12 protein-coding genes, 1 other RNA gene, 1 pseudogene and 1 other annotated feature are annotated in these 17,430 nt (G+C 54.1%); of the genes and pseudogenes, 13 read left to right on the top strand and 1 reads right to left on the bottom strand.

Features of this window, described 5'->3' with window-relative positions; all coding sequences use genetic code 11:
• Window positions 1-46: 46 nt before the first annotated feature.
• The 12 genes and pseudogenes from B1A75_RS00385 to B1A75_RS00335 all read left to right on the top strand — a co-directional run.
• Window positions 47-247, top strand: a pseudogene (locus B1A75_RS00385) (cation efflux transmembrane domain-containing protein); the annotation flags it as partial.
• Window positions 248-353: 106 nt separating this feature from the next.
• Window positions 354-2,720: a single-stranded-DNA-specific exonuclease RecJ gene (gene recJ, locus B1A75_RS00380; RefSeq protein ID WP_074042843.1), complete on the top strand. Its 2,367-nt coding sequence runs from the start codon at window positions 354-356 to the stop codon at window positions 2,718-2,720.
• Window positions 2,711-3,223: an adenine phosphoribosyltransferase gene (locus B1A75_RS00375; RefSeq protein ID WP_013144641.1), complete on the top strand. Its 513-nt coding sequence runs from the start codon at window positions 2,711-2,713 to the stop codon at window positions 3,221-3,223. The genes recJ and B1A75_RS00375 overlap by 10 nt, the downstream gene beginning before the upstream one ends.
• Before the next feature lie 148 nt (window positions 3,224-3,371).
• Entirely contained in the window at window positions 3,372-5,570 is a 2,199-nt protein-coding gene (locus B1A75_RS00370) for a RelA/SpoT family protein (RefSeq protein WP_074042771.1), read from the top strand.
• A 23-nt stretch (window positions 5,571-5,593) separates the two neighbouring features.
• Window positions 5,594-6,052 carry a D-aminoacyl-tRNA deacylase gene (gene dtd, locus B1A75_RS00365; RefSeq protein WP_079935546.1) on the top strand — a complete coding sequence of 153 codons (459 nt, stop codon included), beginning with the start codon at window positions 5,594-5,596 and terminating at the stop codon, window positions 6,050-6,052.
• Window positions 6,053-6,133: 81 nt separating this feature from the next.
• Window positions 6,134-6,307, top strand: a complete 174-nt coding sequence (locus tag B1A75_RS19685; RefSeq protein ID WP_167367362.1) for a hypothetical protein — start codon at window positions 6,134-6,136, stop codon at window positions 6,305-6,307.
• Between the two features lie 254 nt (window positions 6,308-6,561).
• Entirely contained in the window at window positions 6,562-7,125 is a 564-nt protein-coding gene (ahpC, locus tag B1A75_RS00360; protein WP_074042769.1) for an alkyl hydroperoxide reductase subunit C, read from the top strand.
• A 13-nt stretch (window positions 7,126-7,138) separates the two neighbouring features.
• A complete protein-coding gene (gene ahpF / locus B1A75_RS00355) occupies window positions 7,139-8,668 on the top strand; it encodes an alkyl hydroperoxide reductase subunit F (protein ID WP_074042768.1) in 1,530 nt (509 codons plus the stop codon).
• Between the two features lie 189 nt (window positions 8,669-8,857).
• Window positions 8,858-9,089 (top strand) — a binding site (T-box leader).
• 46 nt (window positions 9,090-9,135) lie between these two features.
• A complete protein-coding gene (hisS, locus tag B1A75_RS00350; protein ID WP_074042767.1) occupies window positions 9,136-10,416 on the top strand; it encodes a histidine--tRNA ligase in 1,281 nt (426 codons plus the stop codon).
• 4 nt (window positions 10,417-10,420) lie between these two features.
• On the top strand, window positions 10,421-12,193 hold the full coding sequence (gene aspS / locus B1A75_RS00345; protein ID WP_074042766.1) for an aspartate--tRNA ligase: 1,773 nt from the start codon (window positions 10,421-10,423) through the stop codon (window positions 12,191-12,193).
• A gap of 70 nt (window positions 12,194-12,263) precedes the next feature.
• Window positions 12,264-12,450, top strand: a non-coding RNA gene (gene ssrS / locus B1A75_RS00340) — 6S RNA.
• A 152-nt stretch (window positions 12,451-12,602) separates the two neighbouring features.
• Entirely contained in the window at window positions 12,603-13,367 is a 765-nt protein-coding gene (locus tag B1A75_RS00335) for a tRNA threonylcarbamoyladenosine dehydratase (RefSeq protein WP_014196406.1), read from the top strand.
• Window positions 13,368-13,509: 142 nt separating this feature from the next.
• On the opposite strand, the gene B1A75_RS00330 is transcribed toward B1A75_RS00335, so the two are convergent.
• Window positions 13,510-14,160 (bottom strand): RsfA family transcriptional regulator, encoded by a 651-nt coding sequence (locus B1A75_RS00330; protein ID WP_074042765.1) that lies wholly within the window; start codon window positions 14,158-14,160, stop codon window positions 13,510-13,512.
• Between the two features lie 181 nt (window positions 14,161-14,341).
• Between B1A75_RS00330 and B1A75_RS00325 the strand changes: the two genes are divergently transcribed.
• Complete coding sequence (locus B1A75_RS00325; protein WP_079935545.1) at window positions 14,342-17,389, top strand: efflux RND transporter permease subunit; 3,048 nt, start codon at window positions 14,342-14,344, stop codon at window positions 17,387-17,389.
• Window positions 17,390-17,430 lie beyond the last annotated feature (41 nt).

The following is a 17,430-nucleotide window of genomic DNA, read 5'->3' as shown; positions in this document are numbered from 1 at the left end:
TATGGACAACACGCGGGGCTGCCAGACAGAAAGGTGAGGAATGGTCATGGAAAACGAACAGCGATTCAGGCAGGCAAAAACGGCGGCGATGGTCGGCATTGTTGGCAATATGGCGCTGGCCGCCGTCAAGGCGGCGGTCGGCGTATGGAGCCAAAGCCAAGCGTTGATCGCCGATGCCGCCCATTCAGCGTCCGATGTTGCCGGCTCGTTCGCCGTTTGGGTCGGGCTGCGGGCCGCCGCGCGTCCGCAATGTCATGGTTCACATCAACCCGTACAACCCGGAAAAAAAACTGTAATGTCGTTGCCTGCCCTTTTCTCCTTTTTGTATAATAAGGAGAGTTGAGGTGGGAGACATGTTGAAAGCGAAAACGCGTTGGGAGGTGGAGCGCCTCGATGAGCAGGCGGTGAGGCGGCTGGCTGAGGAAGCCGGCGTCACGCCCTTATTGGCAAGGCTTCTCGTCCGCCGCGGGGTGCGGACGGCCTCGGAGGCGGCGGCGTTTCTCAATCCGCTTGAACAACCGTTTCATGATCCGTTTTTGCTTGACGGGATGGAGCGAGCGATTCGGCGTCTAAAGCGGGCGATCGACGCGGGTGAACGCGTGTTGGTATACGGCGATTACGATGCCGATGGCGTTTGCAGCACGTCGGTGATGGTGAGTGCTCTCAAGGAGGCGGGGGCGTCGGTCGAGTTCTACATTCCGAACCGATTTACGGAAGGATACGGGCCGAACATGGCGGCGTTTCGCGCCGCGAAAGAGCGCGGCGTTTCCGTCATTGTGACCGTCGACAATGGGATTGCGGCGGTCAAGGAAATTGCGGCCGCCAACGAGTGGGGGATGGATGTCATCGTAACGGATCACCACGAACCAGGTCCGGTGCTGCCGAAGGCGTATGCGATCATTCATCCGAAGCAGCCGGGAAGTACATATCCGTTTCGCGATTTAGCCGGCGTCGGCGTTGCGTTTAAAGTAGCTCATGCCTTGCTTGGGCGGGTGCCGCGCCATTTGCTTGATTTGGTCGCGATCGGCACGATCGCCGATTTGGTTCCGCTTGTTGGGGAAAACCGCCTCTTTGCCGCACAAGGGCTTGAAGCGCTGCGGGCGACGGATCGCATCGGGTTGCGCGCCCTTTTTCGGCAATGCCGCGTCGATGCGGCGGTCATCAACGAACAGACGGTCGGATTTGTCATCGCTCCGCGCTTGAACGCGGCGGGGCGCCTAGGCGGCGCCGATCCGGCGGTGGCGCTCTTAATGACGGACGATGAGAACGAAGCGGTGCAGCTGGCGGCGGAGATGGACGAGTTAAACCGCGAACGTCAGCAGCTTGTGGCACAAATCGCTGAAGAAGCGGTGGACATGGTGCGCCGCCAATTCCCTCCTGAGGAACATCGCGTCTTGGTTGTGGCAGGCGAAGGATGGAATGCCGGAGTGGTCGGCATTGTCGCTTCCAAGCTTGTCGAGCAGTTTTACCGCCCGGCGGTCGTGCTTTCGATCGACCGGGAAAAAGGGATCGCCAAAGGGTCAGCCCGCAGCATTCATGGGTTTGACTTATTCGCCAGCCTGTCGCAATGCCGCGACTTGTTGCCGCACTTTGGCGGCCACCCGATGGCGGCGGGGATGACATTGGCGCTTGATGATGTCGAAGAATTGCGGCAACGGCTGAACGCCATCGCCGCCGAAACGTTGTCTGAGGGCGATTTTACGCCGCCGACGTTCATTGATGCTTCCTGTTCGATTGCTGAGTTGACGCTGTCGGCCGCCCGCGGCCTTGAGCGGTTCGCTCCGTTTGGCGTCGGCAATCCGCGGCCGCTTGTTCTCATTGAAGGGGCGTCGGTTGAAACCATGCGGCGCGTCGGGGCGAACGGAGCCCATATGAAAGCCGTCTTTTCCCAAGACGGGGCCGCGATCGATGCCATCGGCTTCGGCCTCGGGCCGTTATGCGAAGAAATCGCTCCGGATGCGCGCATTTCGGCGGTCGGGGAGCTGTCGGTGAACGAATGGAACGGGTTCGCCAAGCCGCAGCTGTCGTTGTGTGATCTGGCGGTCAGCGACTGCCAGCTGTTTGACGTCCGCGGCTGCCGCGACGTCCGTCCGCTTCTTGAGCGGCTGCCAAAAGAGAAGTGGCTAGTCGTCTCCTTTCGCTGCGAAACCGGGCAGCGCCCGGACGTGGCGCCATTTCGCAGGGAGCTTCATTGCGTGCCGACCGAAGAAGAGGCGGGCGCCTTATCGATTGACGACCGCTATGTCGTGCTGCTTGACGTGCCGCCGCGGCTGGCCTTGTTGTCGGCGCTTCTTAGCAACGGGCGGCCGGCGCGCATTTACGCGGTGTTTGCTCAGCCCGAGGCGCAATTTTTCCGCACGTTTCCGACGCGCGACCATTTTAAATGGTTTTACGCCTTTTTGCATCGACACCGTTCGTTTCCGCTCGCCAAGCGCGGCGGTGAGCTGGCCCGCGCCCGCGGTTGGACGGAAGAGACGGTTCATTTTATGGCGAAAGTATTTTTAGAGCTTGACTTTATCAGCGAACAAAACGGCGTCATTTCGCTCGTTCATCAGCCGGCGAAGCGCGATTTGCACGAATCGCCGACGTACCGCCGGCGGCGGGACGAGCTCGAGGCGGAGCATCAGTTAGTCTATTCCACTTACGAGCAATTGAAACGCTGTTTGGCGGAAATGACACGTTCGCAAACGCACGAGGAGGCAAACGTATCATGGACTTAAAACAATACATTACGATTGTGCCCGATTTCCCGAAGCCGGGCATCATGTTTAAAGATATTACAACGCTGATGGACAACGGTCCGGCGTACAAATACGCGACCGACCAAATTGTTCAATATGCGCGCGAAAAACAAATCGACATCGTCGTTGGTCCGGAAGCGCGCGGCTTTATCATCGGTTGCCCGGTCGCCTATGCGCTTGGCGTCGGATTTGCGCCGGTGCGCAAGGAAGGGAAGCTGCCGCGCGAAGTCGTCCGCGTTGAGTATGGCCTCGAATATGGAACCGATGTCTTGACGATGCATAAAGATGCCATTAAGCCAGGACAGCGCGTGTTGATCACCGACGACTTGCTGGCGACGGGCGGGACGATGCGGGCAACCATCGATTTGGTGGAACAGCTCGGCGGAGTGGTGGCCGGATTGGCGTTTTTGATTGAGCTCACCGAGCTTGGCGGCCGCAAAAAGTTGGAAGGCTACGACATTTTGACGCTGATGCAGTTTTAAACAGTCGACATTGTTCGCATCTTCGGATACAATAAAGAAAAAAGGGGCACTCACACATGAGTGCTCTTTCTTATTAACCGTATGAACGCAACGGACCTCTGTGCTTTGCAGCTTCAATTTTAATCGATTAAAAAGGTGATTCAACCCTATGGCCAATGAACAAGTGCTGACAGCGGAGCAAGTGTTTGAACGAGCGAGCTGTTATTTGTCGGAACAAGACGTCGCCTTTTTGAAAAAGGCGTATGAGTTTGCCAAGCACGCCCACCGCGATCAATTTCGGAAATCGGGCGAACCATACATCATCCATCCGATTCAAGTCGCCGGCATTTTGGCTGACTTAAAGATGGACGCGACGACGATCGCCGCCGGGTTTTTGCATGATGTCATCGAAGACACCGAGGCGACAAAAGAAGACCTCGAGCGCGAGTTCGGCGCGGAAGTGGCGATGCTTGTCGACGGGGTGACGAAGCTCGGGAAAATTAAATATAAATCGCAGGAAGAACAGCAGGCGGAAAATCATCGAAAAATGTTTTTGGCCATGGCGCAAGATATTCGCGTCATCTTGATCAAGCTCGCCGACCGGCTGCACAATATGCGGACGTTAAAACATTTGCCGGTGGAAAAGCAACGGCGCATCGCCAATGAGACGCTCGAAATTTTCGCTCCGCTCGCGCATCGGCTCGGCATTTCGAAAATCAAATGGGAGCTTGAGGATACGGCGCTTCGCTATTTAAACCCGCAGCAATACTACCGCATCGTCAATTTAATGAAGAAAAAGCGGGCTGAGCGCGAGCAATATTTGGAGGAAGTCATTCAAGAAGTGCGCGAACGGCTCAACGAAGTGCATATTCCTTGCGAAATTTCCGGGCGCCCGAAACATATTTACAGCATTTACCGAAAAATGGTGATGCAAAACAAACAGTTCAACGAAATTTACGATTTGCTCGCTGTCCGCATCATCGTCAACAGCATCAAAGACTGCTATGCTGTGCTCGGCATTATTCATACGTGCTGGAAGCCAATGCCAGGCCGCTTCAAAGACTACATCGCCATGCCGAAGCCGAACATGTACCAATCGCTCCATACGACGGTGATCGGCCCAAAAGGCGAACCGCTTGAGGTGCAAATCCGCACGTTTGAAATGCATCAAATCGCCGAGTTCGGGATCGCCGCCCATTGGGCGTACAAAGAAGGAAAGACGATCAAACCCAACTCATTTGAAGAAAAACTGTCTTGGTTCCGGGAAATTTTGGAGTGGCAACATGACGCCAGCAATGCCGAAGAGTTCATGGAATCGCTCAAGATGGACTTGTTTTCCGACATGGTGTTCGTTTTTACGCCCAAAGGCGATGTCATCGAGCTGCCGGCCGGATCGGTGCCGATTGACTTCGCCTACCGCATCCATTCGGAAATCGGCAACAAAACGATCGGTGCGAAAGTCAACGGCAAAATGGTGCCGCTTGACTACAAGCTGCAAACGGGCGACATCGTCGAAATTTTAACGTCAAAACATTCGTACGGTCCGAGCCAAGACTGGCTGAAACTGGCGAAAACGTCGCAGGCGCGCAACAAAATCCGCCAGTTTTTCAAAAAGCAGCGGCGCGAAGAAAACATCGAAAAAGGCAAAGAGATGGTCGAAAAAGAGGTGCGCAGCCTCGGCTTTGAGCCGAAAGAAGTGATGACGGCCGACAACGTAAAGCGCGTCGCGGAAAAATTCAACTTTTCCAATGAAGAGGATATGTACGCTGCTGTCGGCTACCATGGGATTACGGCCGCGCAAATCGCTCACCGGCTGACGGAAAAATGGCGGAAGCAGCGCGACCTTGAGGAGCAGCAGCGCAAGTTGGCGGAAGCGGTCTCCGAAGCGAAGCTGCCGGCTGGAAAAAAACGCGACTGCGGCATCCGCGTCCAAGGGGTTGACAATTTGCTCATCCGTCTGTCGCGCTGCTGCAACCCGGTGCCGGGGGACGAAATCATCGGCTTTATCACCCGCGGCCGCGGCATTTCCGTCCACCGCGCTGATTGCCCGAACGTCAAGACCGAAGAAGCGGCCGATCGATTGATTGCCGTTGAATGGGAGAGCGGAGCAAACGGCGAGCGTGAGTACAATGTCGATATTGAAATCACCGGCTTTGACCGTCGCGGGCTGCTGAATGAGGTGCTGCAGGCGGTGAATGAAACGCGCACCGATATTTCCGCCGTCTCGGGACGCTCAGACCACCGACATAAAATTGCGACGATCCATATGACGATCGCCATTCATAATTTGAGCCACTTGCAAAAAGTCGTCGAACGAATCAAGCAAATTCCCGACATTTATTCCGTCCAGCGCTTGATGAACAACTAAGGGCGGCGAAAGGAGGAAGGCGAGTGAGAGCGGTCATCCAGCGGGCGAAAGAGGCAAAAGTCACCGTCGGCGGCGAAGTCGTTGGTGCCATTGATGCGGGTTTTGTCGTCCTTCTTGGCATCACGCACGAGGACACGGAGGACGATGCTGCCTATTTGGCTGAAAAAATTGCTCATTTGCGCGTTTTTGAAGATGAAAACGGAAAAATGAACCGCTCCTTGCTCGACGTCGGCGGGGCGGTGCTGTCGGTGTCGCAGTTCACCCTTTATGGCGACTGCCGGAAAGGGCGGCGCCCGAACTTTATGGGGGCGGCAAAACCCGACCATGCCTTGCCGCTGTATGAAGCGTTCAACGCAGCTTTGCGCGAAAGAGGCGTTCATGTAGAAACCGGCGTATTCGGTGCGATGATGGACGTATCGCTCACAAACGACGGGCCAGTCACCTTGATCATCGACAGCAGCGAGAAACTGGGAAACAGATGAAGTTTCCCGGTTTCTTTTTTATTTTCGGCGAAAAATGGGAAAGATGAAAACAAGTGCGGCGATAGAGAAAGGAGGAGCGCGATGCGGCAAACAAAAAGAGGCGAGCAGGCGCACCGGACAAATGATGTGCTGTCCGCCGACTTTTACGAATGGGTGCGGCTCGAGGCCCAATATAGCGCGTTTGAGTTGGCAACTGAATTCGGTGTGGCGCCGAAAGACGTACAAATGTTGAAAAAACAGCAGCTCCGTCCGTAAACATGGCGAGTTGGAAGGAGCGCACGCGGCGTGCGGATGTTTCATGGGCCGAGGCGGTGTGGCCGTTCAGACGAAACAGCTGCGAATAAAAATGCCCATCCCTGCGAGCGCTGCGCATTCCGCTCAACACCGATCCGGCTCGGTAGAAGAAAAAATTCAATTGCATATGTATTGACAAACATATGCCGCTATATGATAATAAGTATTGGTTTAAAATTATTATAAACTAACAGTCACAGGAGGTAGATGAAACAATGTCTTTGGTTGGGAAAAAAGTACAACCATTCCGTGCCCAAGCGTATCACAACGGTGAATTCATCGAAGTGACAGAGCAAGACTTCATGGGGAAATGGAGCATCGTTTGCTTCTATCCGGCGGACTTTACGTTCGTCTGCCCGACGGAGCTCGAAGATTTGCAAGATCACTACGCGACGTTTAAAGAACTTGGCGTGGAAGTGTACTCGGTTTCGACCGATACACATTATACTCATAAAGCATGGCACGATACATCGCCAGCCATCAGCAAAATCGAATACGTGATGATCGGCGATCCTTCGCATCAATTGTCGCGCATGTTTGATGTGCTTGACGAAGAACAAGGGTTGGCGCAGCGCGGCACGTTCATCATCGATCCGGACGGCGTCATCCAAGCGGTCGAAATCAACGCGGACGGCATCGGCCGCAACGCCAGCACACTGATTGATAAAATTAAAGCGGCCCAATACGTGCGCAACCATCCGGGTGAAGTCTGCCCGGCGAAATGGAAAGAAGGGGCGGAAACGCTGAAGCCAAGCCTTGACCTTGTCGGCAAAATTTAAGGAGGCTTAGGCGATGCTGTTAGATGCCGACATTAAAGCGCAACTAGCCCAGTATTTGCAATTGCTTGAAAATGATATTGTCTTGACGGTAAGCGCGGGAGACGACAACGTTTCCCGCGATATGCTTGCTTTAATCGATGAATTAACGGCGATGTCGCCGAAAATCAAAGTCGAAAAAGCGAAGCTGGAACGAACGCCAAGCTTCAGCGTCAACCGGGTCGGCGAAAACACGGGGATCACCTTCGCCGGCGTCCCGCTAGGCCATGAGTTTACGTCCTTGGTGCTTGCGCTGCTTCAAGTCAGCGGAAGACCGCCGAAAGTCGATCAAGATGTGATTGACCGCATCCAGCAAATCAAGGGCAAGCACCATTTTGAAACGTACGTCAGCCTGACATGCCATAACTGCCCGGACGTCGTGCAAGCGCTCAACATCATGAGCGTGTTAAACCCGAACATTTCGCATACGATGATCGACGGGGCGGCGTTTAAAGAAGAAGCGGAGCAAAAAGGGATTATGGCCGTACCGACGGTATTTTTAAACGGCAAGCTGTTCGCGAGCGGCCGCATGTCGATTGAAGACATTCTCGCCAAATTAGGGAGCGCGCCGGATGCTTCTTCCTTCGCCGACAAAGAGCCGTTCGACGTGTTGGTGATCGGCGGCGGCCCTGCGGGTGCGACAGCAGCCATTTACGCAGCGCGCAAAGGCATTCGCACCGGCATTGTCGCGGAGCGCTTCGGCGGACAAATTTTAGATACGCTCGGCATTGAAAACTTTATCAGCGTCAAATATACGGAAGGGCCGAAGCTTGCGGCTAGCATTGAAGAACATGTGAAGCAATACAACGTCGACATCATGAGCTCGCAGCGGGCAAAACGGCTCGAGAAAAAAGACTTGATTGAAGTCGAGTTGGAAAACGGCGCTGTGTTGAAAAGCAAAACGGTTGTAATCGCGACAGGCGCCCGTTGGCGCAACCTTGGCGTGCCGGGCGAGGAAGAGTTCAAAAACAAAGGAGTCGCCTATTGCCCGCATTGCGACGGCCCGCTGTTTGAAGGAAAACACGTGGCGGTCATCGGCGGCGGGAACTCCGGCGTCGAAGCGGCGATTGACCTGGCTGGCATCGCCAGCCATGTGACGCTGCTTGAGTTCGCCCCTGAACTCAAGGCGGATGCTGTTTTGCAAGACCGTTTGTACAGCTTGCCGAACGTAACGGTGATCAAAAACGCGCAAACGACGGAAATTACCGGCACGGACAAAGTCAACGGCTTGACGTACATCGACCGGGAAACAGGGGAAGAACACCATATCGAATTGCAAGGCGTGTTCGTGCAAATCGGCCTTGTTCCGAACACCGAATGGTTGGAAGGAACGGTGGAACGGAATCGCTTCGGTGAAATTATCGTCGATAAACGCGGCGCGACGAACATTGAAGGCGTCTTTGCCGCGGGCGATTGCACGGACAGCGCCTATAAGCAAATCATTATTTCGATGGGCTCGGGTGCAACCGCAGCGTTAAGCGCGTTCGATTATTTGATTCGCCATTAAGAGGGCCGAAGGTGAACCGCCTCTTCGATCCCATGGAGGGGCGGTTCAACGAATCGGCTCTCTTTTTTACAAGGTGAAAAAAGACATCAAGGTTTTTCTCTTTGCGAAAAACCATGGATCGCAGCCGCTAGGACAACTTGACAAACGGGCGAGATTGTCCGTAATATAAAATTACATCTTTCTCATACGGAACAACCGATGATGGAGAAAAGTAGTTAAGGCCCACATGGCCAGAGAGGAAGCGCCCAAGGCTGCGAGCGCTTCTCCATGATGGCTTAACGAAAGACACTCCGTAGGTTTCCCTTTGAACGCGCTTTGCGCCAGTAAAGGGGAACGTGTGCCATGCGTTAATGGCGACAAGCGGAAGCCGGATCGGCTTCAATTAGGGTGGCACCGCGGGAATGACGCTCTCGTCCCTATCGATCACAGGGACAAGGGCGTTTTATTTTGGGCAAAGGAGGATGAGCATGGCTTTTCAAATTCCAAGAGGGACACAAGATGTGCTGCCGGGTGACTCGGAAAAATGGCAATATGTCGAGCACATTGCCCGCAGCCTCTGCAGCCGGTATGGGTATCAGGAAATTCGGACGCCGATTTTTGAGCATACGGAGCTTTTTTTGCGCGGCGTCGGCGATACGACCGACATCGTGCAAAAAGAGATGTACACGTTTGAAGACAAAGGGGGCCGCGCGCTGACGCTCCGCCCGGAAGGAACGGCGCCGGTTGTCAGAGCGTTTGTCGAGCATAAGCTGTACGGCAGCCCAAACCAGCCGCTGAAATTGTATTACAGCGGGCCGATGTTTCGCTACGAGCGGCCGGAAGCGGGACGGTTCCGCCAGTTCGTCCAGTTCGGCGTCGAGGCGCTCGGCAGCAGCGACCCGGCGATTGACGCCGAGGTGATGGCGTTAGCGATGCATATTTACGAAGCGCTCGGATTAAAACGGATTCGGCTTGTCATTAACAGCTTGGGCGATCTTGACAGCCGCCGGGCGCACCGCGAGGCGCTTGTTCGCCATTTTTCAAACCGCATCCACGAGCTGTGCCCGGACTGCCAGACGCGGCTTCATATGAATCCTCTTCGCATTCTCGACTGCAAAAAAGACCGCGACCACGAACTGATGGCGACGGCGCCATCGATTTTAGACTATTTAAATGACGAATCGCGCGCCTATTTTGAGAAAGTGAAACAATACTTGACAGCGCTCGGCATCCCGTTTGTCATCGATGCGCGGCTCGTGCGCGGGCTTGACTATTACAACCACACGACGTTTGAAATTATGAGCGAGGCCGAAGGATTCGGCGCGGCGGCGACGCTGTGCGGCGGCGGGCGTTACAACGGGCTTGTCCAAGAAATCGGCGGTCCGGAGACGCCGGGCATCGGCTTTGCCTTGAGCATCGAGCGGCTATTGGCCGCCCTTGACGCCGAAGGAGTGGAATTGCCGGTGGAAAAAGGGCTTGACTGCTATGTCGTCGCCGTCGGCGAACGGGCGAAAGATGAAGCGGTTCGCCTCGTCTATGCATTGCGCCGCTCCGGATTGAGGGTCGATCAAGATTATTTGGATCGGAAGCTGAAGGCGCAGCTGAAGGCAGCCGACCGGCTTGGGGCATCGTTTGTCGCCATCATCGGCGATGAAGAGCTTGAAAAACAGGCGGCGGCGGTGAAGCATATGGCGAGCGGCGAGCAAACGAACGTGCCGCTTAGCGAATTGCCGCACTTTTTGCTTGAACGGATCGGGAAGGAGGAGTGAGCGAATGGAACGGACGTATTATTGCGGGGAAGTGCCGGAAACGGCCGTCGGCGAGCGTGTCGTGCTCAAAGGCTGGGTGCAAAAGCGCCGCGACTTAGGCGGCCTCATTTTCATTGACTTGCGCGACCGAACGGGCATCGTCCAAGTTGTCGCCAGCCCGGACGTGTCGGCTGAAGCGCTGGCGGCAGCGGAGCGCGTGCGGAGCGAATATGTTTTAAGCGTCGAAGGAACGGTCGTCGCCCGCGCGCCGGAGACGGTCAATCCGAACATCGCGACCGGCCGCATTGAAATCCAGGCGGAACGAATCGAGATCATCAACGAGGCAAAAACACCGCCGTTTGCGATTTCCGATGACACGGATGCGGCGGAAGACGTGCGCTTAAAATATCGGTATTTGGATTTGCGCCGCCCAGTGATGTTTCAAACATTGGCGCTTCGGCACAAAATCACAAAGACGGTGCGCGACTTTTTGGATAGCGAACGCTTTTTGGAAATTGAAACGCCGATGTTGACGAAAAGCACGCCGGAAGGGGCGCGCGACTATTTAGTGCCAAGCCGCGTCCATCCGGGCGAATTTTACGCCTTGCCGCAGTCGCCGCAAATTTTTAAGCAGCTGCTCATGGTCGGCGGCGTGGAACGGTATTACCAAATCGCCCGTTGCTTCCGTGACGAGGATTTGCGCGCTGACCGCCAGCCGGAATTTACGCAAATCGACATCGAAATGTCGTTTATCGAACAAGAGGATATTATCGATTTAACCGAACGGATGATGGCCGCGGTCGTGAAAGCGGCAAAAGGGATCGACATCCCGCGCCCGTTTCCGCGCATCACGTATGACGAGGCGATGAGCCGCTACGGCTCTGACAAACCGGATGTGCGCTTTGGCCTGGAACTTGTTGACGTGTCGGAAATCGTCCGTGATTCAGCGTTTCAAGTGTTCGCACGCGCCGTCAAAGAAGGAGGCCAAGTGAAGGCGATCAACGCGAAAGGCGCTGCCCCCTGCTATTCGCGTAAAGATATTGACGCCTTAGGCGAATTTGCCGGCCGCTACGGGGCGAAAGGGCTCGCTTGGCTCAAAGCCGAAGGCGAAGAGCTGAAAGGACCGATCGCCAAGTTTTTCACCGATGAGGAACAGGCGGCGCTGCGTCGAGTGCTCGCTGTCGAAGACGGAGATTTGCTTTTGTTTGTCGCCGACGAAAAAGCGGTCGTCGCCGCGGCGCTCGGCGCGTTGCGGCTGAAGCTTGGCAAGGAGCTCGGCTTGATCGACGAAGCGAAGTTCGCGTTTTTGTGGGTGACCGATTGGCCGCTTTTGGAATATGACGAAGAAGAAGGGCGCTATTACGCCGCCCACCATCCGTTTACGATGCCGGTGCGCGACGACATTCCGCTGTTAGAGACAAACCCAAGCGCCGTCCGCGCGCAGGCGTACGACCTCGTCTTAAACGGCTATGAGCTCGGCGGCGGTTCGCTCCGCATTTTTGAGCGCGACGTGCAAGAAAAAATGTTCCGCGCTTTAGGGTTCAGCGAGGAAGAGGCGCGCCGCCAGTTCGGATTCTTGCTTGAGGCGTTTGAATACGGCACCCCGCCGCACGGCGGCATCGCTCTTGGCCTCGACCGGCTGGTGATGTTGCTCGCTGGGCGCACGAACTTGCGCGATACGATCGCGTTTCCGAAAACGGCGAGCGCGAGCTGCTTGCTTACCAAAGCGCCGGGGCCGGTCAGCGCCAAGCAGCTCGAGGAGTTGCACTTGGCGGTTGTGCTTCCGGAAAAAGAATAATGGCGCTGCTGGAAAGATCGGCGGCAAGTGTTCACAAACTCTCAAAAATATGATACAATCAAAGCAACAAACCGTCCTAATGTGTTCGTCGAATCACCGATCGTTTTGACCGAACAGTTAATGATCCGGGAGCTCGGGGTTTCCAAGCGGCGTGCACGCCTCTTCGTCACAGGGGAAGCGCAAACCTTGGAACAGGGCACCCACCTATGGGAGAGCGGGTTCAAAACGAAGGCATCGACGGCACGATTGGGACTGGCATACATCAAGGAGTCAACAACATTTCCCCTATGCGGATGGCCGTGTAGGGGTTTTGTTTTGCCAGCAAAATGCCGTTGCCTCTTTTGCTGTCTTGATGGTAGGATAAAAAGCGGCATAAACAACAATTTTGAAGCAAACGGAGAGGAGAACGATGCTGCACCAATTTTCCCGCAATGAACTCGCGATTGGCCCTGAAGGGTTGGAACGCTTAAAAAACGCCACCGTCGCTGTCCTTGGCGTCGGCGGCGTTGGGTCGTTCGCCGTCGAGGCGCTCGCCCGTTCCGGCATTGGCCGATTGGTGCTTGTTGATCGCGATAACGTCGATATCACCAACATCAACCGGCAAATTCATGCGTTGCTCTCGACCATTGGGCGTCCGAAAGTGGAGCTCATGAAAGAGCGCATCGCCGACATCAACCCGGCGTGCGAGGTGATCGCTTTGCAAATGTTTTATACGGAAGAGACGTATGAGCAGTTTTTCGCCTATGATCTGGATTTTGTCATCGATGCGTCCGACACGATTGTGTACAAAGTGCATTTGATGAAACAATGCCTCAAGCGCGGCATTCCGATCATCTCCAGCATGGGTGCGGCGAACAAAATGGATCCGACCCGGTTCCGCATTGCCGATATTTCGAAAACACACACCGATCCGATCGCGAAAGTCATCCGCGCCAAGTTGCGCAAAGAAGGGATCCGCCGCGGCATTCCGGTCGTCTTTTCCGACGAGAAGCCGGTGAAAATCCGCGAAGATGTCCGCCAGGTCGTCGGCAATGACGCTTCGCCGATCCGCAAGGCGAAAATGCCGCCGTCTTCGAATGCTTTCGTTCCATCGGTTGCCGGGCTCATTATGGCTTCCTACGTGATTCATCGTCTATTAGAGGGAATTCCCATAAGGCGCGTTGGCGACGATTGAACTACTCCACCTTCATTTCGAACAAAATGGGAAGGTGGAGATTCCTGTGAACATCGGTGCATTCACCGGTTTGTTAGCGGGCGTTGTCCGTCGTTCCAGCGGTGAAAACGTGTCCCGATGCTTGTTGGGGCACCTTCTTTTTTTATGAATGGGCGAGCGATTCGTTCGATCCGTTCGCCTCGGTGGCAAACAGCTGGGCAAGAGAGAAGCGGTCGCCTTCTTCGGAAGCGAGCTGGCGGGCGCGGGCCATAATTTTCACGAGCGCCTCATAATCTTCTTGCACGGTGGTCTGCCTCGTTTCAAGGCGTTCGAGTTTTTGAGCAAGCTGTTCGTTCCGCGCCTGCCATTCCGCCCGCTCGCGTTTCAGGCGCTCGTTGTCCTGGCGGATCGCTTCCATCTCCTCGATGCCGCGCCGCAATGTTTGCAAAAATGAAATGCACTGCTCCAGTGTCAATGGGGCCGCCGGGAGAAAAGGCGATGACCCTTCGGCGTTGTCCCGTTCTCCAGAAGGACTCCAAGCAGCAACCGTGTTGTCTTTTTGCCACTTTTTCATCATTTCGAGCGCCCGTTTCCGTTCTTTCCGCTGCTTTTTTGCCTGTTCAATCGCCTCAAGGTACCGTTTGCGCACCTCGGCGTTCCAACGGAATCCGCATGCTGCCGCTGTGCGGTGCAGTTGTCTCCCAACGTCTTCAAAAGCGGCAAGTTGCGTTTTTCCTTCGCGTATATATTGCAGCACCGTTTCAGCCAACAGTACATCTTCTTCGTGTGACCAGGCATCCTGTCTTGTTTTCATGTTGTCCACCCCATCAAATGGTAATATTGATATGGTCATAGTTTTTCCGTTTGATTTCCACTTTAAACTTCTCCCTTTTCATTTTTCCCATTTTCATGTATTATAGAAGTAGTTTTGTATGACCGGTCAGTTCAAAATAATTAGACTGATTGGTCAAAATCGTAGGATGAGAGGTGGCACGATGACGTTTTTGACTAGGTTCAGTTTGAAAAATGCGGCAGCCGTGTTTGTGTGTTCGTTTTTGTTGTTGCTCTTAGGGCTGTATTCCTTTTCCTCCTTAAAGGTTGATTTGCTGCCGAACATTGAATTTCCCCAGTTGTCGATTGAAGCGGTCTATCCTGGGGCTTCTCCGCAAGACATGAATGAGGAAGTGACGACTAAGCTCGAGGAAAAACTGAAGTCCCTTGACGGGCTTAAGCAAATGCAGAGTTCTTCCTATGAAGGAATGGCCGTTATTAATCTTGAATTTCCGTTTCGGACGGATATGGAGAAAATGGAGCGGCAGGTCGAATCGCTCATTGATAAGGCAGGATTGCCCGACAATGTACAAACTGAAGTCAATCGGTTTTCATTTGGTTCCATCCCGATTTTCAACATTTCCTTGTTCGCCAAAAACGGAACCGATCTGCAAACGTTGCTGGAAACCGAAGTGATTCCAGAACTGAATAAAATCGACGGGGTGAACTCCGTTTCGATCGGCGGAGACAGCGAGCGCCTCATCCGGATCACAGTCGACCGGAAAAAGGCCGCTCAGGCGGGATTGACCTTGTCAGAGATTAAAAACCAAATCAACGAAAAGGTGTTGGTGTTCCCGGCTGGAACACTGCGAACGGATACATGGCAAATTCCGGTTCGCGTCGAAGAAAAATTGAGTACCATCCATGAGTTGAAAAATCTGAAACTCGTGCCGACGGCTGTTCCTATGGCGGCAAATGGATTGCAGCGCGTTGCGCCCGTCAAGTTGGGGGATATTGCGACGATTGAGGAAGTCAACGAGCAAAGCGAATTCACCCGCTATAATTTGAAGCCATCGCTGTCGATGGCGGTGACGAAAAAACAAGATGCCAATACGATTGAAGTGGCAGACCAAGTCATAAAAGTGCTGAATTCCTACAAACATCAGTTTGATTATTCCATCGGGTTTGATTCGTCAGCTGGCATTAAACAATCCGTCGAATCGCTTGTCCGTGAAGGGCTGCTCGGGGCGCTGTTCGCTTCGTTGGCCGTATTGCTCTTTTTGCGCAACGTTCGGGCGACCGTGATTGCAATCGTCTCGATTCCGCTCTCGCTGCTTGTATCGGCCATTTTTCTCAACCGGATGGACATTACCCTCAATGTCATGACGCTTGGCGGCATGGCCGTCGCCGTCGGCCGCGTTGTGGATGACAGCATTGTCGTGATCGAAAATATTTTCCGCCGCGTCCGCCGGGAGAAAACAGGCATGAGCGATGATTTAGTCGAGCAATCAACGAAAGAAATTGTCAAAGCGATTGTGTCCTCGACCATAACAACGGTTGTCGTCTTTTTGCCTCTCGGGCTTGTTGGGGGCATTACAGGGGAATTTTTCCTTCCATTTGCCTTGACGATTACGTTTGCCCTGCTGGCCTCTCTGTTGGTGGCCGTGACGCTTGTGCCCATTTTAGCCAAATTTTCGTTTCGTCGTGTTCCGCCCGAGGAAAAGGAAGGAGCGCTTCAGCGTCTGTATGGCCGAATCATTGAATGGGCGCTCAACCATAAAGCGATTGTCTTTGTGTTGTCGGTTGTGCTATTGGTTGGTTCATTGGCGCTCGTGCCGAAACTTGGATTTACGTTTTTGCCGAACGAAGAGCAGAAAACGCTGGTGGCGAGCATCGAACTGCCAGCTTCCACATCGGTGGCCAAAACGAATGATGTGTCGCTGGAGATGGAAAAGATGTTTTTAAAACGAAGCGATGTCAAGAGCGTCACCGCCGCGGTGGGAAGCCGCGATTTCCGCACAGGATTGAAACGGCCCAATCAAGCCAGCTATTATATTCTATTAAAGGACAGCGCTGACACCGCGAAAACCGTGGCCGTTTTCGAAAAAGAAATGCGCCGCATCGCGAATCAACTCGCGCCAGGAGCCAAAGTGGGCGTGCAAGAGATGTCGAGCGGAGGGCCGCCAACGAATAATAACGTGAATATTGATTTATACTCCAATGATTTGGAGGCGCTCCAAACAGCAGCCAAACAGGTCGAGACGTATTTAAAACAGCGCGATGATGTCAAAGATGTGACGAATAACTTGACGGAAAAGCAAAAACAAGTGATTGTCGCCATTGATCCGGAAAAGGCGGCAACTTATGGCGTTTCGGGCATGCAATTGCTCGGGGCGGTGGCCGATGCGACCAAACCGGTCGATGTGGGGACGCTGAAACTCGGCGGCAAGGATGAGCAAGTCGAACTTTCGTATGATAAAACGTTGGGATCGATCGATGAGTTGAAAGAGCTTCCTATTGTGACGAGAAATGGAGTGATTCCACTTTCGGCTGTCGCCGAAGTGAAAGAGGCGCAAGTGTATACATCCATTCAAAAGCTGGACGGAAAAGTGTTTGCCCGCGTATCCGCCCAAATTGTCGGTGACAACATCCAGAAAGTAACGAATGATGTTACCAAACATGTAAACGATTTGAAGCTTCCATCCGATGTCACAGTGAAAACGGGCGGCGGAAGCGACGAGACGGTGCAGACGTTCCGCGAGCTCGGCGTGGCCATGGCGGCTGCCATCGGACTTGTGTATTTGACGATGCTGATTACATTTGGCAAAGTGCGGGTGCCGCTGATCATTTTATCTTCGCTTTTGTTTGTTCCCATCGGTTCGCTGTTCGCTTTGTATGTGACCGATGAGCCGCTTTCCATCAGCGTCATGATCGGCTTGTTGATGCTGATCGGCATTGTGACGACCAATGCGATCGTGTTGGTGGACCGAATCGGGCAAAACCGCGAACAAAAACGGATGACGGTGCGAAGCGCCATCATTGAAGCCGGCAAAACGCGGCTGCGGCCGATTTTAATGACGGCCTTTGCGACCGTGACAGCGCTCATTCCGCTTGCGCTGACGAATGAAGCCGGCACCTTGATTTCCAAAGGTCTGGCAATCACGGTCATCGGCGGCCTGACGTCGTCGACGTTATTGACGCTTGTGTTCATTCCTGCGATGTATGAGGCGTTTTTCTTCCGGACGGCAAAAGGCGAACCGATGGCGAAATGACAGGGCTGGATGGCCGGATAACGGGCCGTCCGGCATTTTTT

Source organism: Geobacillus sp. LEMMY01, assembly GCF_002042905.1.
In the GTDB taxonomy this organism is placed as follows: Bacteria; Bacillota; Bacilli; order Bacillales; family Anoxybacillaceae; genus Geobacillus; species Geobacillus proteiniphilus.
The sequence above is the reverse complement of the archived record's forward strand: the minus strand, read 5'-3'. Positions and strand labels throughout refer to the sequence as shown.

Bases quoted from the DNA above. Each gene is read 5' to 3' on its own strand.
- hisS (WP_074042767.1), top strand. From the start codon at position 9,136: ATGGCTTTTCAAATTCCAAGAGGGACACAAGATGTGCTGCCGGGTGAC.
- ahpF (WP_074042768.1), top strand. From the start codon at position 7,139: ATGCTGTTAGATGCCGACATTAAAGCGCAACTAGCCCAGTATTTGCAA.
- B1A75_RS00330 (WP_074042765.1), bottom strand. From the start codon at position 14,160: ATGAAAACAAGACAGGATGCCTGGTCACACGAAGAAGATGTACTGTTG.
- B1A75_RS00325 (WP_079935545.1), top strand. From the start codon at position 14,342: ATGACGTTTTTGACTAGGTTCAGTTTGAAAAATGCGGCAGCCGTGTTT.
- B1A75_RS00370 (WP_074042771.1), top strand. From the start codon at position 3,372: ATGGCCAATGAACAAGTGCTGACAGCGGAGCAAGTGTTTGAACGAGCG.
- recJ (WP_074042843.1), top strand. From the start codon at position 354: ATGTTGAAAGCGAAAACGCGTTGGGAGGTGGAGCGCCTCGATGAGCAG.
- B1A75_RS00335 (WP_014196406.1), top strand. From the start codon at position 12,603: ATGCTGCACCAATTTTCCCGCAATGAACTCGCGATTGGCCCTGAAGGG.
- B1A75_RS00375 (WP_013144641.1), top strand. From the start codon at position 2,711: ATGGACTTAAAACAATACATTACGATTGTGCCCGATTTCCCGAAGCCG.
- ahpC (WP_074042769.1), top strand. From the start codon at position 6,562: ATGTCTTTGGTTGGGAAAAAAGTACAACCATTCCGTGCCCAAGCGTAT.
- aspS (WP_074042766.1), top strand. From the start codon at position 10,421: ATGGAACGGACGTATTATTGCGGGGAAGTGCCGGAAACGGCCGTCGGC.
- B1A75_RS19685 (WP_167367362.1), top strand. From the start codon at position 6,134: ATGCGGCAAACAAAAAGAGGCGAGCAGGCGCACCGGACAAATGATGTG.